Source organism: Flavobacterium luteolum, from assembly GCF_027111275.1.
In the GTDB taxonomy this organism is placed as follows: domain Bacteria; phylum Bacteroidota; class Bacteroidia; order Flavobacteriales; family Flavobacteriaceae; genus Flavobacterium; species Flavobacterium luteolum.
Map to the genome: position 1 here is coordinate 4490229 of NZ_CP114286.1, position 19267 is coordinate 4509495.

The 19267-nt window shown below is 34.4% G+C and carries 13 protein-coding genes and 1 riboswitch; of the genes, 9 read left to right on the forward strand and 4 right to left on the reverse strand.

The genetic code is table 11. From position 1 onward, the window contains the following. Positions 1-244: 244 nt before the first annotated feature. Positions 245-877: a nitroreductase family protein gene (locus OZP10_RS19255; protein WP_281632310.1), complete on the reverse strand. Its 633-nt coding sequence runs from the start codon at positions 875-877 to the stop codon at positions 245-247. 109 nt (positions 878-986) lie between these two features. Between OZP10_RS19255 and OZP10_RS19260 the strand changes: the two genes are divergently transcribed. After that, positions 987-1343, forward strand: coding sequence for a winged helix-turn-helix transcriptional regulator (locus OZP10_RS19260; RefSeq protein ID WP_035690806.1), 357 nt, complete (start codon positions 987-989; stop codon positions 1341-1343). Here the strand turns inward: OZP10_RS19260 and OZP10_RS19265 are convergent. The 3 genes from OZP10_RS19265 to OZP10_RS19275 all read right to left on the reverse strand — a co-directional run bounded on the left by OZP10_RS19265 (position 1340) and on the right by OZP10_RS19275 (position 3027). After that, positions 1340-1819 (reverse strand): MarR family winged helix-turn-helix transcriptional regulator, encoded by a 480-nt coding sequence (locus tag OZP10_RS19265; protein ID WP_281632311.1) that lies wholly within the window; start codon positions 1817-1819, stop codon positions 1340-1342. The genes OZP10_RS19260 and OZP10_RS19265 overlap by 4 nt on opposite strands. 2 nt (positions 1820-1821) lie before the next feature. Next, complete coding sequence (locus tag OZP10_RS19270; RefSeq protein ID WP_281632312.1) at positions 1822-2307, reverse strand: GNAT family N-acetyltransferase; 486 nt, start codon at positions 2305-2307, stop codon at positions 1822-1824. Between the two features lie 126 nt (positions 2308-2433). Further along, positions 2434-3027 carry a hypothetical protein gene (locus tag OZP10_RS19275; RefSeq protein WP_281632313.1) on the reverse strand — a complete coding sequence of 198 codons (594 nt, stop codon included), beginning with the start codon at positions 3025-3027 and terminating at the stop codon, positions 2434-2436. 243 nt (positions 3028-3270) lie between these two features. Here OZP10_RS19275 and OZP10_RS19280 point away from each other — a divergent pair, with 243 nt between their 5' ends. The 8 genes from OZP10_RS19280 (at position 3271) to OZP10_RS19315 (ending at position 19246) form a co-directional block, all read left to right on the forward strand. After that, positions 3271-4335 carry an NAD(P)H-dependent flavin oxidoreductase gene (locus tag OZP10_RS19280; RefSeq protein ID WP_281632314.1) on the forward strand — a complete coding sequence of 355 codons (1065 nt, stop codon included), beginning with the start codon at positions 3271-3273 and terminating at the stop codon, positions 4333-4335. A gap of 214 nt (positions 4336-4549) precedes the next feature. Further along, positions 4550-5461, forward strand: coding sequence for a YybH family protein (locus tag OZP10_RS19285; RefSeq protein ID WP_281632315.1), 912 nt, complete (start codon positions 4550-4552; stop codon positions 5459-5461). Positions 5462-5561: 100 nt separating this feature from the next. Continuing rightward, entirely contained in the window at positions 5562-7187 is a 1626-nt protein-coding gene (locus OZP10_RS19290; protein ID WP_281632316.1) for a tetratricopeptide repeat protein, read from the forward strand. 423 nt (positions 7188-7610) lie between these two features. Then, complete coding sequence (locus tag OZP10_RS19295; protein ID WP_281634774.1) at positions 7611-13712, forward strand: M4 family metallopeptidase; 6102 nt, start codon at positions 7611-7613, stop codon at positions 13710-13712. 64 nt (positions 13713-13776) lie between these two features. Continuing rightward, entirely contained in the window at positions 13777-14424 is a 648-nt protein-coding gene (locus tag OZP10_RS19300) for a porin family protein (protein ID WP_281632317.1), read from the forward strand. Positions 14425-14529: 105 nt separating this feature from the next. Further along, a riboswitch (cobalamin riboswitch) is annotated at positions 14530-14733 on the forward strand. 110 nt (positions 14734-14843) lie between these two features. Beyond that, positions 14844-16892 (forward strand): TonB-dependent receptor, encoded by a 2049-nt coding sequence (locus tag OZP10_RS19305; RefSeq protein ID WP_281632318.1) that lies wholly within the window; start codon positions 14844-14846, stop codon positions 16890-16892. Further along, a complete protein-coding gene (locus tag OZP10_RS19310) occupies positions 16889-18034 on the forward strand; it encodes a beta-propeller fold lactonase family protein (protein ID WP_281632319.1) in 1146 nt (381 codons plus the stop codon). Before OZP10_RS19305 ends, OZP10_RS19310 begins: the two co-directional genes overlap by 4 nt. Positions 18035-18046: 12 nt before the next feature. After that, positions 18047-19246, forward strand: a complete 1200-nt coding sequence (locus OZP10_RS19315; protein WP_281634775.1) for a cell surface protein — start codon at positions 18047-18049, stop codon at positions 19244-19246. The last annotated feature ends 21 nt before the right edge of the window (positions 19247-19267 follow it).

Below are 19267 nucleotides of genomic sequence, written 5' to 3' on the forward strand. Positions count from 1 at the left end.
TAAGATTGAATTGTTTTGGATAAAGGCAAAATTAGGGATACAATATTATTTAATTATCCGTAATATGTACCTTTTTTTATACAATAATTAAAAAATAACATAAGTCTTCTAAAACTAGTTTTTTGTTATTTTAAACTGAATTTGTTTTTTGTTTTGAAAATGAAATATTTAAACTGAAAATGCTTCTGAAAAAGCACTGTTGTGCCATTTCAAAAGCATTTTTATTTAAGCAAAAATTAATTTTTTACTTGATTTCTGTTATAAATTCTTCTTGAGCAGTTCTTACTTTTTTAAGATTTACCAACCAGTCATTTGCATCATCTCTATAACCAAGAGGTAAAATTAAAACGCTTTTTAGACCAAGTTCGCCTAAACCTAAAAGTTTATCTACTTCAGCAGGAATAAATCCTTCCATTGGAGTTGAATCTACTTGCTGTTCGGCAGCAGCAGCGATTGCAATACCAAACGAAATATAAGCTTGTTTTGCAGCATGGTTAGCATGCCATTCTTGTCCAAGAGGCTCGTACATTCCCCAAAGTCTTTGTTTGTACTCGTCCATTGCATCAGCAGGAATTCCTCTTTCAGCAATTGTTTTGTCAAATACAGTAGAGATTTTCTCTAAATTATAACCATCCCAAGCAGCCCAAACCAAAACGTGAGAAGCATCAGTAACTTGGCTTTGGTCGAAACTTACCGCTCTAAGTTTTTCTTTAACTTCTTGGTTTGTAATAACAAAAATTTTATAAGGCTGTAAACCAGAAGAAGAAGGAGCTAGCTTTGCAGCTTCAAGAATATAATCTACTTTTTCTTGCGGAACCGCTTGTCCGTTCATTTTTTTTGTAGCGTAACGCCACTTTAGTGCATCTATTAAGGCCATTTTTTTTAAATTGATTAAAATTGTATTCAAATGTAAAAAAACTTAAGTGTATTTTTGTCATCAGATTACCAAAAGTAACTGTAACATCGAGGTAACTTACTAACAGAATATGATAAAAGAACCAATACACGATAAAAAATCGTGCAATCAGCATATTATGGCAGTGCATGACGCCATGTATATTTTAAACGGAAGATGGAAAATTTCTATTATAGCATCTTTATGCTTCAATACATTGAGGTTTACCGACTTATTAAGAGAAGTGGAAGGCATTTCTGGAAAAATGCTTAGCAGGGAATTAAAAAATCTAGAAGAAAATCAGTTGGTTACAAGAACTGTTCTCAATACACAGCCTGTTACGGTTGAGTATGAGTTAACAGAATACGGACATACTTTAAAAGAAGTGATAGATTCTCTAGCAAAATGGGGACACAACCACAGAAAGAAAATTACAGGAAAAGATTAGTCTTTGTCTTTTAGTTCAATTGCTTTTTGAAAAAAGCTTTGACGCGTCAAATTATCTTCTGCTTCTTCAATTGCTCGAAGAAGGTTATTTTGAGGATTGGTAATTTCGTTTAAAGCTTTTGCCATAATCGCCCAAACCGGTTGCATTTTAGAAACCAATTCTTTTCCTTTTACAGTTAAGATAATCAATCTTTTGCGTTCGTCTTGTTTGTCTTTTTTAGAACTGATAAGTTTTTCTTTTTCTAATTCCTTTAATAAACTGATGGTTGAAGGATGGCTATAACCAATTTCGCTGGCAATTTCGACCACACTCAGCATTTCTTTTACATGCAGAGTGTAGATTACGGGGAACCATTTCGGTTCAAAATCAATATTAAAATAAGAATAAATCTGTGCTCCGTCTTTACGTAATTGTTCGCTAAGGCGCTGTAAGCGAGTTGATATGGCCAAAATGCCAATTTCGTCAATTATATTCATTGCTATGGATTTAAGTTTAAATGACAAAAAACGTTGTCGGGTTTCATTAACGGAAAATCTACAGGAAGTGCTTCTTTTTGTATGGTAATAAAATTGTTCTTTTCGTAAAAGCGTAAAGCCGCCTGCAAAATAGAAACCGTTCCTAAGTATAAGTCTTGAATTCCATTTTCTTTACTGTATTTAATCAACTCTTCTAGTAAATGCTGTGCAATATTGAACTCTTTTCCTCGAAATTCTTTCTTTACAAACATTTTTCTGATAGCTCCGCCTTCTTTACTAAATTTTACGAGAGCAATAGTTCCAACAAGTTTTTCGTCTATAAACGCACCCAGAAAAATCCCGCCTGGCTTATAGTAAAAGTTTGCAATATCCTGTAAATCGGGTTGATCTTCTAAAGTAATAGGAACATTAAATTCCTTTTGCTGAATGTTTAAAATCAAATCTACGATCTGGTTTTCGTACTCATTTTGTATGGGCTGAATCTGCATGGTATTTCAAAAATTAAATAACAGTACAAAACTACGTAGTTGACTACATATATGCAAGAAAAAAACTGCCGAACTCAGCAGTTTTAAGTGTTTTTTATGATTTATTACAATTTTTTATTTCTGATTTTATTCTTTAATTAATACAATAACAGCTTTATATCCTGTTCCAACATTCCATTCGCTTGATGAAATAACCTGGCCTTTATCATCATAAACCTTGAATTCGGCTGTATTTGGAGAAGCAAAACCTTCGTTTAAAGCTTCAATATCAATTTTATTAATTCCTTTTTCCAAGTTTATTTTGACGCTTTTAAAATCTCCGTTCAAAAAGACTTCAGGCTCAATAACTTTATCGTTCAAATATACTTTTACTTTATCGCCATCTACAAAAGCGGCATCACGATACATAATAGTTGAAGTAACCGCAGTTGTGTTGAAATTGCCTAAGAATTGATTTCTTCTATAAAATATCCCTTCAACATTAGCTTCTGGCTTATATAGGTTTGTGTTTTTAAATAATTCATCTGGATTAACCTGTAATGGTGCAGGCTTCTCTATAGGCGCTGGCGGATTTTCTTTCGGAGCAGCTTCTGCTGGCGGAATAACTTCTTTTACTGGAGATTTTTTTGCCGGAATCGATTTGAATTTATTATCAAGTTCTTGAGCAAAACTATGCAGTGAAAAGGAAGCAAAGGCAATTATAAAAAATACTTTTTTCATGTTTTTATACTATTAATCTTGTGTGGTATTGATTAAAAAAATTAGATGCATCATAATCTTTTATATATAAACATTTTATGAAACCAAATATTGCATCGTTAAGATTTTTTTGTCGAAAAATTAACTTCTTTGCGAGTAAAAATCTAATATTTTCTGCCGAAACTGACTTATCTTTATGTTCTCTTGAAGTTTTGAAGATTCTATCTTTTAAAAGATTCTCTTCAAACAATAAAATCAAATATCATGGAATGGAAAAATGTTTTGACTGATTTATTTAAAACGGATTATCCGATAATACAAGCGCCAATGTTAGGCGTTACAACTCCAGAAATGGTTGCGGCTGCAAGTAATGCTGGAGTTTTGGGATCATTGGCATTAGGCGATCTTCCCGCAGAAAAATGCATCGAATTAATTAGGGCTACAAAGAAATTAACCAATAAACCTTTTGCCGTGAATATTTTTGTTCACGCAATAGATCCAATTACACCAAAATTGGAAGCCGATTATGCTAAAACGAAAAATCATCTGGAAAAGTTTGCTGAGAAAACGGGGATTAAAGCCGATTTTCCACCTATAAACGAAATCAAACTCACTGATTATCACGATCAGATTGAAGCTATCTTATTGGAAAACTGCAATATCGTAAGTTTTACTTTTGGAAATTTGGATAACGAAAGTATTTTGACTTTAAAAGAAAATAAAGTGCTTTTAATTGGAACCTGTACTTCGGTTCAAGAGGCTATTGTATTGGAAAATAGTGGCATTGATATTATTTGTGTACAAGGTATTGAAGCAGGAGGCCATCGCGGAAGTTTTCTAGAAGAAACCATTCCGCAGATTGGAGGATTATCGTTGCTTTCTCAGGTAGCCGAAACTGTAAATACGCCCGTTATTTATGCTGGCGGAATTTATAACGCAAAAACGTTGCTAGCATCTAAAACTTTGGGCGCAGATGGTTTCCAGATTGGAAGTTTGCTTTTAGGATCTGCTGAAAGTGCCTTGCAGGATTTTGAAAAGCACCGTCTTAGAAATTTAAAAGAAAATGAAATTGTATTAACCAAAAGTTTTACAGGAAGATACGCGCGCGGAATTCGAAATGCTTTTATAAAAGAAATTGAAAATTCTGAGTTTGTGCTACCGTATCCGTATCAAAATAAACTGACTGCGGAGTTGAGAAAAACAGCAAAACTGGAACAAAAGACTGATTTTGTTAGTATTTGGACCGGACAGTCAATTGGCAGTTATAGTGAAGTTTCAACTGAAATTATTATCCGAAACTTAATAGAAGAAACAGAAAATTTTGTCTGAAATTTCAGTTTAGAAATGATTCAAAAACGTACTATTTGTCATTTCGACGAAGGAGAAATCTTCACGAGAAACTCGACAAAGATTTGTGATTTTTTTTAAATTATTTAAAGAATGAAAAATAATTAATTGGAGTTCTTTTTTGTATCTATTTGTAAGGTAAGTTATTGAATAGTAATATTTTGTATATTAGTTGTTCAATTAAATAAGCCCAAATATGAATAGGTTAAGTTTTATCTTTTTCCTTTTTGCATTCAGTGCTTTTGCTCAGGGAAATAAAATCGATTCGGTTATTAAGAAACAGATTGAAGAGTACAATTCTTCATTTGCCAGTGCTTTTATAAAAGGAAGTAGGGGCGATTTGGTAAAAGCTTACACCGATCAAACCATATTTATGCCAGAGCATAGTAGACAGCGAGTGGGAAGAAAAGCGATTGAAGACTTTTACAAACAATGGCTTACTCAGGCAAAAATTGTTTCTTACGAAAGAAAAAATCTGGAATTACAAGATTTTGGAAACTATATTCTGGAAATTGGAACTTTTGATGAAACCTTAAATCTAACCGAACAAAATCCATTCTCATATATTGGAAAATATGCGGTTTTATGGAAAAAACCTTCGCAAAGAAGTCTTCCTTTAACAATTGCTGCTGAAATATGGGGCTCATCAAGCAATTTTGATGATAGAAATATTCCTAATATTGATGATTCTTCTGTTCCAGAAACAGAAGTTTATAGCGTCTCAGACAAATTAGCATCAGAGATTAAAGAGCGAAATAAAACCATTAAAGAGTTCGTTCAAAATAGGCAAGGAGCAGAACATGCTAAAATGTTTATGCCAGATGCCATGTACCTAACATATTATACTCCGATTCTTTCTGGTGAAAAGGAAATAACAGACTATTTTATAGAACATGAAAAACCCGGAACATTAAGTATAGATAAGATTTCGATTCTGACTTCTGGAATCATCTATGCTAGAACAGCAATTATAGAATTTGGTTTTTATAGTGTGGATTGGCATGATGGTGAAAATCACGGAAACGTAAAAGGAAAAAGCATGAACGTTTGGAAAAAAGATAATGACGGAACATTACTGCTTTTTCGCCAAATCGTAAATCATGATTAACTTTTAAGTTTATTCAGAATAATGTTTATTTTATCTGTTTGTTGTTAATTGCTGATAATTTTCTATAATTTTGCCTCCATCTTTATCATTTTTACACACGATGGGTCGATTACTTTGCATATTTTTTATTCTCACCAATTTTTATATTTATCCACAATCTTCAACAAAAGAATGGATTGATAGTTTAAATACTATTGATAATCATGAGAAAAAAGTGGATTTAGCTCTCAAAATTGCTTCCAAGCTCCAGGATTCGGATTGGGAACGAGCCGTAAAATATATTGAATTGGCTGAAGCCGAGGCAAAAAAAAAAGAGAAAACTGATTTAACATTAGCGAAAGTTTATGCACAAGCAGCTCAAATCTACGATGCAAAAGATGTTATAGATATTACTTTGCAATATTATCTAAAAGCGTATGAAATTTACAAAAGCAATAATGTTGTAGACGAAATTGCTCGAGTAGAAAATAATCTTGCCATTGTTTATGCTAAAAGTAATAATGAAGAAAAAGCGCTTAAATATTTCCTGAAAGTATATCGTTATCAAAAATCTAAGAATGAGTCTGATAAGCTGGTAAAAATCTTAAACAACATTGGTACGACTTATCTGGGCAAAAGTGTAGATTCTTCACTCTATTATTATCATAAAGCCGATGCGATTGCAAGAACATTAAACAATAATACTTTAAAAGTTTATGTTTATACCAATTTGGCACGAGCTTATGGTTTAAAAAAAGATCATAAAAATGCCGATTTTTATTTTCAAAAAGCTTTTTCACTAATTGATACTCCAATCGACAATTCCTTAAAAGCATTTGCCTATGAGTCGCTTTCTGCTTACAATCTGGAGGAAAAAAAGCTAGATGAAGCAATTTTATATGCAAAGAAAGCTTTAGAATTGGATAAAGACAAAGCCTTTGGTTTTGCAAGCATGCGACTCAATAAGATGCTTTATGAAGCTTATTTGAGCAAACAGGATTATAAAAATGCGGTATATTATTTTCAGCAATACAATAAAATCAGCGACAGCATTAATATTGAGCAGAAAGCGGTAAATCTGGAAAGAATAAGACTCGAACAAGATTATAAAGTGCGAAGCCAGATTAGAACTTTAGTCGAGGAGAAAACTAGGTTTAAATATTATGTTGTCGGGTTAATATTGATTATCGGAATTTTGATTTTGATTCTTTTGCTGATTCGTTATCGAAACCGAAATATTACCAATCAGCTGGAAAAGGAAAAGCTAAAAGCAAAAGAGCAGGAATTGAAACAAAGCCTTGAGGCCAAGAATATGGTTTTGGTTGGCAAAGCAATGTCAGAAATACATAGAACAGACAATATCAATGAAATCCTGACGGATCTTAAAAAAATCAAACTTAAAACACCAAATAAAGAATTACAGCAGGCAATTGATATTGTGTTAAAGCGTCTTGAAAAAGATTTGAATACCGATATCTGGCAAGAATTTGAAATTAGTTTTGAGCAGGTTCATAAATCATTCTTCGATAAATTGACCATTGATTATCCTTTACTTACTCCAAAAGAGCGCCGCCTTTGCGCTTTGTTATATTTAGATTTAACAACAAAAGAAATTTCTCAAATTACAGGACAATCGTTCAAGTCTATAGAAAATGCCCGAACCAGATTGCGTAAAAAGTTCGATTTGACCAACGAAAAAGTAAATCTTTCCACTTATCTCAACTCTTTTAAAATAGAAAACATGTAAATTAAACTTTAATATAACGTTTTGATTTTGTTAAGTTTAAAATGAAATGAGTGTTTTTTTGGTGATACATTTTTGCCTGCGAGTGTTTTTGCATTAGTCCTTTTTTTTTGAGCTTTACAGTTGCGTTCTACTTTTACCAAACGATTGTAATAAATACGTTTGATGAATACCACAAAAAAAGAAGAACCGAAGAAAAGCCTTGAAGAGCTTTTGGAAGAAACAAAAACAAAAAAGAGTGCGCTCTTAAAAATTCTACAAAAAATAACGAAAGCAAGTTCTAAGAATCAACCGCCGAATTGATTCTAAGGACTTGCTTTTGTGGTTTTCTGCGAACCCTTGTACCTATTAACTCGCAGCCTTAATACTAATTTTAAATTTAAAAAAATGAACCAAATTTACTTTAAACCCAGGTATTTGTTTCTAGTGTTAGGTTTCTTGATCTGTTCCGTCGGGATGGCTCAGTCACCTTTGCCAAAAAACAAAACATCGAATGCGCAGACGGCCATACAATCGCCAAATGCCGTTCAGAAAAAGGATCAGGTTTCTCAGAAAACAACTGACCAAAGTCCTAATCAAGAAAATGATTCTAATATACTTTTAGCTCAAAAAAGTATAAATGGAACCCCACTTTCGAAAGAAGAAACAGAAGCTGTTAATAAGCGTGTACAAACAAGCCAGAAACTTTTTGATAAAAGCTTAAGCAGTTCAACAGCTAAAAATGTTCAAACGGCTGACAGTACAAAAGTGAGATCTTTTGCAAAATCGTCTAATTTAACAGTTAGAAATGTATTTGAAGTTAAAAAAGCAGATTTTGAATTGTCTAATGCAGACAAAATGCAGCTGAAATCGGTTTCAGATAAACATGGCAGAAGTTTGGCCACCTATCAGCAGATGCATAATGCTGTTCCTGTTGAAGGTGCAATTTATAAAGTTAGAGATAATAAGAACAAAATTGAGGCATTTGGAAATATCAGTAAAAAATTGCCTGCAAACAGCAGTTATAAAGTAAATGCATCGGCGGCTTTACAAAATGCTCTAAATACTGTAAATGCTAAAGAATATGTTTGGCAGAGCAAAAAACTATCAGCTTTAGTTCATAAAAAAATCAGTAAAAAACCAGAGGGTGAATTGGTTTATGTAGGGCCAAATTTCTCTTCTCAATTAACAGAATATCACTTGGCTTGGAAATACGATATTTTCGCAACAAATCCGCAGTCAAGCCAGACTATTTATGTAGACGCCAATACGGGGAAAGTCATTTTAAAAATTGATTTAAGTAGAGACCTTCGTTCGACTTCTTCACCTTATGCAGACGGAAGAGCAGCTATCGGTAAAGGAAAAGCAAGATTTGCAGGAGATGTTACTTTTGGAACTACTCATTATGCAGACGGTTACAGATTGGAAACTTTAGAAGGAAAATACAAAGTGCCAATTTATACTTTAAACATGAATCACGCAGAGCACGCATCTGATGAAGTGCTTACAGAATATATCGATGAAGATAACAACTGGAATGATTTGTACAATAAGGACCACGATGAAGCGGCAATTGATATTCATTGGGGATTACAAAAGACTTTAAATTATTACGAAGAAAAATTTAATCGTAATAGTGTAGATGATAAAGGAATGACCATTTTTGGTCTTGCGCACTTAGGAACTAATGTTCAGAATGCTTCTTGGACAGGAGGTTGGGCTCAGTTTGGAGATGGAGACAAGCAGCCTTTTGTAAGTTTAGGAATTACTGGACATGAAATGACTCATGCCGTAACACAATTCTCTGCAGGATTAATTTATTTGGGAGAATCTGGAGCAATGAACGAATCTTTCAGTGATATTTTTGGAATTTCTATTGAGCTTTATGCTGGTAAAGATACTAAAAACGATATCTGGATGCTGGGTGACGAATTGTACTCTCACGGAAGTTTGAGAAGTATGGCTAACCCAAAAGCAGCTGGTCAGCCAGATACTTATGGAGGAGAATTTTGGGCAAACCCTGCAAATAGCAGTTATGATAATGGCGGTGTACATCAGAACAGTGGAATTACCAATTATTGGTATTATCTTTTGGTTGAAGGTGGAGAAGGAGTGAATGACTTAAACAACAGTTACAGCGTAAAAGCTATTGGTTTAGAGAAAGCAGAGAAAATTGCTTATACTACGCTTACAGAATACTTATCACCATCTTCCAACTTTATGGCAATGCGTCAGGCGAGTTTGATGGCAACAGAAGATTTGTACGGATTAGGTTCTGAAGAATACAAACAAGTAACTAATGCTTGGTACGCTATTGGTGTTGGACCTGCTTACGGAGAAAAGCAGATACTTTTAGTTTCTTATGAAAACCCTTCTGTTCCATGTGGTCCATTAAAAGGAGAAGAGTCTTTTTATGTGAAAGTTAAAAATACAGGAAGCACTGTAATTAAGAGCGATGAGAATTTAAACTTCAAATTGAGAGCTATGGCAAGTGCTCTTGGAAGTTTAATTACGTTTTATACCTATGATGGAAAAGTTGCTTTTGGCAGAGCCTTAAATCCAGGTGAAGAAGCAATTGTGGAATTAAAAAGTAAAATTCCATATCAGACAGGAGGAGCAATAAACTACATAGAAGTAAAAGTAGATTTAGATCCTATAACCGAATTTGGAGCAAAAGAAGGTTACACTTTTATATCACAGATAGTTGTTCCGACAGCTCAAAAAGATTATGATCTTAAAGCAAAAGTATTAAGCATGCCGTATTATACAGGTGATGCACTTTCTTCAAATTATCAATCTTCAATTACGATCTTTAATTTAGGGTGCGCGGCTATTCCGGCAGGAACAGTAATTAAAGTAGGTTATGCTGATACTACACCAGGAAGTACGACAATTTGGAAAGATGTTACGTTGGCGGCAGATTTCAAAGGAAACTCAGAAATGACAATTGCTTTTGATAATACTATCGATTTATCTGGACTTGGTCTCCATACTTTTGAAGGATATGTAACATTTGCTCAAGACCCAGATACGGCTAATAATAGTATTTTAAATGCGGCTTACAGCGGTATTGTAACACAGCTTCCTTATGTTGAAGGTTTTGAAAGAACTCCTGGCGGATGGAATACAAGATCATTGAACGCAAGCAGTCAAACGTTTGTATTTCAAAATTATCCTGGATCTTTTAGAAACATAAAATCACAATACAACTGGTCAACAGTAGATTTTAGAAGAAATGACAGAATGGCTCTTAATTCTGATTTTGTATTAGAATCTCCAATATTTGACTTTACTAATGTAGTATCTCCCTATATTGAATTTGATTTATATTATTTATTTCATGCAGGATATGACGGTTTAATCGTAGAGTATTCGGAAGATAAAGGTAAAAACTGGAAGAAAGTCGAAAATGTAAATTATCCGTATACCGAACATTATGATGATACAGAAGGAGGCTGGTTTACAGCGGTTAATACGAATCTTAGAAAAGATCCTTATCAAATGCGACTGAATGATCTTGCTGGGAAAAAAGTAGCTATTCGTTTCCGTATCAGAACAGATGACTATAATGACGGTTTTTTAGGAGGATTTGTAGATAATATTCGTGTAAGCGATGCACCATACGATTTAGCACTGCTATCATCAAAACTAGAGGCTGGGAAATGTACTGTAGATAATAATAATGTTACAATAGTAAGTAAAATAAGCAACAACTTCGCAACAACTAGCCAGCGCGTAAATATTACAACTAAAATTTTAGACGCCGCAAAAAATGAAGTTTTCTCAAAAACAGAATTGACTACTTTGAATTTTACCAAATTTAGAGATACTATTAGTTTTTCTACATCAAATATTAGTTTAAAAACTGTTGGAACACATACAGTTTCTGTTTCAGTTTTTCCAGAAGATATGACTATGGATGTTAAACAAGGCAATAATGCTTTGACGTTTACTTATGATAATTGGAACAATGAAGACTTAAAAGTTTCTGTTCTTCCTTATAAAATGGATTTTGAAGATGCTAGTAAATACAAAGGCTGGAGAACATCTGAAAATAATGGTTCTGCAGGATGGAATCACGGAGTTCTTACAGATTTAGGTTCTCCAGGCTGGTTTATTGCAGATCATACTAAGTTTATGGCGAGCAATGATGATAAATGTAATTGCGATGCAGGAAACGATATGCTGGTTTCGCCTGTATTTGATTTAACAAATTACAAAACAGCACATTTAACTTTTGACGGTTTTGGTGATGGTCAGCACCTTTCAGATGGATATGTAAAAGTAAGTACTGATGGTGGTGAAACTTGGAAAGAAGTATTCCACATGCCTTATTATGGAGCTTGGTGGGAATATGGTGTAGATTTGACTGAATATGCAGGAAAATCTTGTGTAATGGTAGCATTCGTCCATAATGATAACGGATTTTTTGCAAATGGTTTTGCAGTAGATAACATCGAAATTAAAGAAACAAAATCGAATGTAAGATTGTCTAATCTAAGTGTTGCAGAAAATGTAAACGAAGATTCGGCTTCTCACGAATTTGTGGTAAGTGCTAGAAACTCTGCTTACCAGCCGATAAATAAAGTAACAGTTGAGTACCAAATTTCTCAAAACGGAACTGCTGTTGGAGCGCCAGTTTCTTTAGAGAGAAATGATGAAGTATTAGTTGGTCAGACAATTACCTATAAAATTGATGGTTTGCCAAAATTGGCTGCAGGAAATTATGAAATTGCTGTAAAAGCATTTACGGCAGATGAACCAAAAGATCAGGCACAGGTAATAAAAGGCGTTTTTCAAGTTGTTGCAAACGCACCAGAATTAAATCTTGAAGATTTTTCAAATATGCCAGAAGGTTCTTTGTTTGGAGCTAAAGGATTTGTTTCAAGTTTAAGTGATGATAACTATCCATGGAGAGTCGTAACTACTCCAGATAATGCGAACTTGACCGTTCCTAAAAAAGACCATACAGGAGATTCTTCAACAAAAATGCTTTACAGTCAATTGGAGAATTTATCTTATTACGGAGAATTAATTTCGCCAATGTATAAATTGTCTCAAAGCGCTTCTGCAGTTGAATTTTATTATGCAATGCAGAGTAATGTTAACGACATCTTATTGGTAGATATTAAAGCTGCAGGAGGAGAATGGACAGAATTATGGAGAAACAATAGAAAAGGAAGTTTTGTTGATACAGATTGGAAAAGAGCGGCATTAAACATTAGTAAATACAAAGGCAAATCGGTCATGTTCCGCTTCAGACATGCAAAAGCAGATGGATATTCTTATATGGTTTTAGACGATTTAAAAATCTTTAATGATGCCGTTACAGACGTGGCTATGGAGATTTTATCGCCAAAAGATGTTTGCGGAAGTCAAGAATATAAAGTAAAACTGTCAAATGAAGGACAGATTGCGATTAAAGAAAACTCAATTCAGTTAAATTTAGAATATTTAAACACTTCAGAAGCTATTTCTGAAACTGTACAAGCAGGAATTCCTGTTGGAGGAAGCATTGAATATACCTTCAAAAAACAGCCAAAATTAGATGATAGTGCAGATTCTCACGTATTTAATTTTACAGCTAAATTAGAAGGTGATATTATTGATCAAAATAATATTATTGAAAATTATACTTATCAGGGAGTTTCAGGTGATTTTAAATTGTTCGACAATGCATCAATTCATGGTTATGCCGGTAAAAGCATTTACATTAATGCTGAATCTAAATTATTAATGAATGAATTAGAAGCAGTTTCATACAAGTGGAATACAGGAGAAGCTACAAATGCTATCGAAGTAACTAAACCTGGTGATTACATTGTTACAGCAGTTCTTGACAACGGATGTACATTAACAGAAAAAGTAACGGTAACATTCGACAATTTCGAATCTGATCTTCCAAGTGGTGACGTTTGTGGACCAGAAGTAGTTTTAAATCCGGGGAATTATGCTGCTTACGAATGGTTTGATGGTTCAACAGATCCAACTTTCACTGCAACAGAAAGCGGTGAATATTATGTAACAGTTTACAACGAACACGGATTAGGTAAAATTTTTACAACGACAATCAATGTTCTTGAGAATACAGTTCCAGAAATTCAGGCATTAGAAGGAAACAAAATAACAGCTTCTGCTGATGCGGCAGGTTATCAGTGGTATTTGAACGGAAGACCTTTGCCAAATGCAACCGAAAAAATGGTTTCTACAATTTGGGAAGGAAGCTATAGTCTTCAAGTAACAAATGCACACGGTTGTACAAATATGTCGGCTCCAATTGATTCTAAAGGTCTTCTTATTGGAAAACTGACCAATTCTTTCAGAGTGTTCCCAAATCCTGCGGCAGACAATGTAAACATCTTCTTGGCTGAAAAAGCAGAAGGTCAAGCAGAAATGAAAATTTATTCTATGGAAGGCAATGCAGTTTGGAGTAAAACCTATTCTGCTGTTCCGTCAAGCGTAAATGTAAGTCAGCTTACAACTGGAGTTTATATTCTAGATTGTACGGTACAAGGTAAAAAGTACACGGCTAAGATTATTAAAAAGTAACAAATTACAGATAGAAACGGCAGTTCTCGCGTAGAACTGCCCTTCTAAAAAACAAAAACATACGATGAAAAAATCAAAGCTGATAATTTGTGCACTAATGATGTGTGCAGGTGCAATGGCTCAAACCGAAAAGGTTAAACTGGGCGTAAAAGCAGGATTAAATGTTGCGAGCCTTACATTTGATGAAAATGAATTGAACTCATCTGCAAAAACAGGATTTACTGCCGGTTTAATGGCTGAAATTCCTTTGGCAAAAAACTTTTCAGTACAGCCAGAATTACTGTATAGTCAGCAGGGAATGAAATTATCTTATTCAGATCCAGAGGTTCAAAACTCGCATTATAAAAGCACTCTTGCCTTAAACTATTTAAACATTCCTGTAATGTTGAAGTATTATGTTGTAAAAGGTTTAAGTATTCAAGCAGGACCACAAGTTGGAATTTTACTAAAAGCAAACAACAAATATCAGGACAACTTTTTGGGTTATGAGAATAGCGAAAAAATGAATTTGTCAGACTATTCAAATGGAGTAGATGCTTCTGTAAATTTCGGATTAGGGTATCAGTTTAAAGACAGGTTTTATGCAGATGCAAGATATAATTTGTCTTATACCAATGTGTTTAAAGACGTAACAGCAAACACAAATTATATTATAAACAGCGATATGAAGAATAAAGTTTTTCAAATAACAATCGGTTATTTTTTTAATTAGAGTTAGTAACCTTTATCACTGTTAAAAACCACTCTTTTTTAAGAGTGGTTTTTTGTTTTTTGCAAAAAATCAAATTCTAACTTGCAGACACCATACCTGAGTTATATCTTTACCCCAGATTTTGGTCTGCTTTTTCAAACCGAAAAAGCAGTTAAAAGGGAATCAGGTGCAAATCCTGAACAGACCCGCTACTGTAAGTTCTACACAAAGTCTTTAAACATTACCCATGCCATTGTTCCGTTTTGAGGGATGAGAAGGCCGTTTAAAGATAGAATAAGTCAGGAGACCTGCCACGATCACATAGTTTAAAACTTTCGTGGTATGAAGTTGATGACAAGAGAATAACCTGCTATTGCATAGCGGGATTACTACTGTTATATAATTACGGCATCACGCAAAGTTTATTTAATTAAATCGTGATGTATAATTTTAGAAAAACGCTTCTTGCAACTTTTTTTTTATTGATTCCTTTTTTGCTTCATTCCCAAGCAGTGACTGATAGTTCGCGGGTTTTAAAAGAAGTGGTTTTAAAAGGAAAACCCTATCAGGAAGTCATTCCCGTGCAAAGTCTTTCGGGTGTTCTGCTAGAAAATCTTTCCAGTCACAATGTTGCCGATGCACTTCGTTATTTTGCGGGAACTCAAATTAAAGATTATGGCGGAGTCGGCGGACTCAAGACAGTTGATGTTCGAAATATCGGAACACATCATGTTGGTGTTTTTTATGACGGAATTCAGCTGGGAAATGCACAAAACGGAGTAACCGATCTAGGAAAGTATTCGCTTGATGATATGGAATCGCTTACGATGTACAATGGACAGAAAAGCGAAATTTTCCAGTCAGCAAAAGACTTTGCGGCTGCTTCTACGATTTATTTGCGAACCAAACGCCCTGTTTTTATTGGCAATAAAAAAACAAATCTGCTGGTTCGTTACAAAACAATGTCCATCAATTATCATGATCCTTCTTTTAGATGGGAACAAAAGCTGAGCGATAAAGTGAGTTTAAGCGTAAGTTCTGAATACATCAAATCAAACGGACAGTATAAATTTAGATACAAAAGAAAAAACCAAGACGGAAGCACGGCTTATGATACCACAGCTACACGATGGAACAGCGATGTAGAAGCATTCCGATTTGAATCTGGTTTGTATGGAAAAATTAATAATGGAACTTGGGATGCTAAAGTATATTATTATGATTCTGAACGCGGTGCACCGGGAGCAATTGTAGAAAATAAGTTTAAAGACGGTTTTAGACAATTTGATAAGAACTTTTTCGGACAGTCTTCTTTAACGAAAGACGTTTCAGAAAAATATAAATTCCAGCTCAAAGGAAAATTCGCTTACGATTATACCCATTATATAGCACGAGATACTACCAATGTTTTAGGTGAAACCGTAACCGAAGGAGCACAATCTGATGATAGTTATTATCAGCAGGAAGCTTATTTCTCTGCAGTCAATATGTACAGCATTTTGCCCACTTGGGATGTTTCGCTGTCAACCGATTTTCAATACAATAAACTAAATGCGACAAGAAGAGGAATCCAAACACAATTCTCTTTTCCGCAGCGATATACAGCGCTTGTTTCTCTTGCAACTTCGTATCGATATGAAGGTTTTAAAGTTTTAGGAAATGTATTAGGAACTCGTGTCATTGAGGAAGTAGAATACAATGCCAAAGCACCCAATAAAACCGAATTTACACCTGCATTATTTCTTGGTTATACTCCGTTTAAAAAATACGATTTCAATTTAAGAGCTTTCGCTAAACGTATTTTCAGAATGCCAACTTTCAACGATTTGTATTATACCATGATTGGTTCTAGCACTTTGAGGCCAGAATATATGAATCAGTACGATGTTGGTTTTACATATAATTTCCCCGTAAGGGAAAGTTTTTTCGATAAATTTTCTTTTCAGGCAGATGCTTATTATACCAATACAAAAGACAAAATTGTTGCCGCTCCAACCGGAAATTTATTTCGTTGGATGATGACCAATATCGGTCAGGTTAAAGGAAAAGGAATCGAAACAGTTCTTAATATGGGAACTCATTTTAATAAGTTAAAACTAGATGCTAATCTAACGTACACATATTCTCAAAGTCAAGATTTTACAAAAATTGTTGGTTTAGAAATGTCTTCTTACGGAGATCAGATTCCGTACACACCTTGGCACAGCGGATCTGGAATTTTAAACGCCAATTACGAATCTTGGAACTTCAATTACAGCTTTATTTATGTCGGAAAACGCTACAACGGAAATGTCAATAATATTAAAGTGAATGAAGTACAGCCGTGGTACACACATGATTTGGCGGTTCAGAAATCTTTCACATTCAGCACCTACAAATTAAACGGAACAATTGAAGTCAACAACGCTTTCAATCAGCAATATGAAGTGATTTACAATTATCCGATGCCAGGGCGAACATTCAAATTTATAATCAGTTTTGAGTTATGAAAAAGAGCTTTTTTAAAATAGTATTTGGTTTAAGCATAGCTGTTTTGCTGGTTTCCTGCCGTGAAGACGAAACTGTATTTCTTTCTTCTGACACCGCTGTTGCCGCGCCAAGAAGCGACGGAAAGATTGAAGGTTTTTATCTTCTAAACGAAGGCAATATGGGAATGAATCGTGCGAGTCTGGATGTTTTTAATTACAGAACTGGAAATTATACTACGGATGTATATTCAGAACGAAATCCGAGTGTGGTAAAGGAATTGGGAGATGTTGGAAACGATATTAAAATCTATGGAAATAAGGTTTATGCAGTTATAAATTGCTCTAACAAAGTTGAGGTTTTAGAAAAATGGACCGCAAAACGCATCAAAAAAATAGACATTCCGAATTGCCGTTATGTGGCTTTTTATAAAGACAAAGCCTATGTGAGTTCTTATTCGGGACCAGTTGCGATTAATCCGAATGCAGAAATCGGTTTTGTGGCCGAAATTGACACCACTTCATTAGAAATAAAAAGAAAAGTAACCGTTGGTTATCAGCCAGAACAAATGGTTATTCATAACGGAAAATTATATGTGGCCAATTCTGGCGGTTACAGAGTTCCAAATTACGATAGAACCGTTTCAGTTATTGATCTGGTGACTTTCACAGAAATCAAAAAAATAGACGTAGGCATTAATTTGTACAGCATGCAGATTGATAGCCGCGGTGATATTTACGTGAGTTCACGAGGCGATTATTACAATACGCCATCTAATCTTTTTGTGATTGATACACAAACAGACGAAAAGAAAATGCAGCTCGATATTCCTGTTTCTGGAACTTGTCTGGTAGATGATTTACTGTATTACTACAGCGTTTCTTGGAGTTACTTATCAGGCAGTAATAAAGTGAGTTACGGAATTTTAGATACTAAAACTAAAAAAGTAGTTACGAATCAGATTATCACGGACGGTACCGATAAAAAAATCATGATTCCGTACGGACTTCAAGTCAATCCAGAGACCAAAGAAATCTACATTACCGATGCGCAAAACTATGTAGTAACGGGCTATATCTACTGTTTTACGCCAGATGGAAAACTAAAATGGAAAACAACCGCAGGAAATATTCCTGCCCATATTGCTTTTATAACTAAAAAATAACCCTTAAAAATGATGAATAAAAATCTTTTTAAAATCGCTTTGTTTTCAATTCTCTTTTTGGGATTTGCAGCTTGTGATAAAGACAATGATAATGAAGAAAATCTGCTTCCCGCAGAAGTGCTGAAGGAAAACTACACGATTGATCGTTTTAAAGTTCTGAATATAGCAACAGATCTTCCAAGTACGGCAAAACTGACTTGGAGCATTAAAGATTCGATTATCTCTGAAAACACAGATTTAGATTTTATAAGTCCGTTTCAAAAAAACTATCCACTGACTTTAAAAGTTGAAATAAACGGAGAAACCAAGATTTATAACGCATCCATAAATGTTATAAAAGAAACAGGAACATACAGTAAATATATTTCTCATGTATTTGATTTTCGTCCTGCAGTTGGACAATTCACAAACGAAATTCCGCAATATACCGCAGGAAATACAGAAGCCAGCATAATTTCTGCAGCGAAAAAAGCAATTGTGGGTTCCAACACCACAATGATTTCGTTGGGCGGTTTTGGTGGTTATGTGGTTTTTGGTTTCGATCACACTATTCCGAACATGGGCGGACGAGATTTTAAAGTTTTAGGAAATGCTTTTTGGGGAAATGAAGCCAACGAAGCGCGTGCAGGATCTTGTGAACCCGGAATTATTATGGTGGCTTATGACAAGAATAAAAATGGAAAACCTGACGATGACGAATGGTTTGAAATAGCTGGAAGCGAATACTTTAAAAACACGACTACAAAAAATTACTCGATTACTTATTTCAAACCAGATCCAAACAAATTGCCAGTTGTAGGAAACGAATTTTGGCAGGTTAATACCGAATATATCAAATGGCAGGATAATGCTGGAAATTCAGGTTATAAATCGCAAAATGTGTTTCATGACCAAAGTTATTACCCGCTCTGGATTGCAGATGCGTCTTATACTTTAAAAGGAACTCGAATAGCCGATAATTTCTACGATCAAAGTGGCGAAGGCTCGTATTGGGTAGGCAAATCTTTTGAATTTGGTTATGCCGATAATGCACCAAATAATGATGAAGCTTCGAATATTGATATTTCTTGGGCAGTCGATAAAAACGGAAAATACGTAAAACTTCCTGGAATAGATTTCATAAAAATATACACCGCAATCAATCAGGAAGCGGGCTGGCTTGGAGAAGTTTCTACAGAAGTTTCAGGCGCTTACGATTTACATCTTAACTAATACAACACTTTAAAATCAATA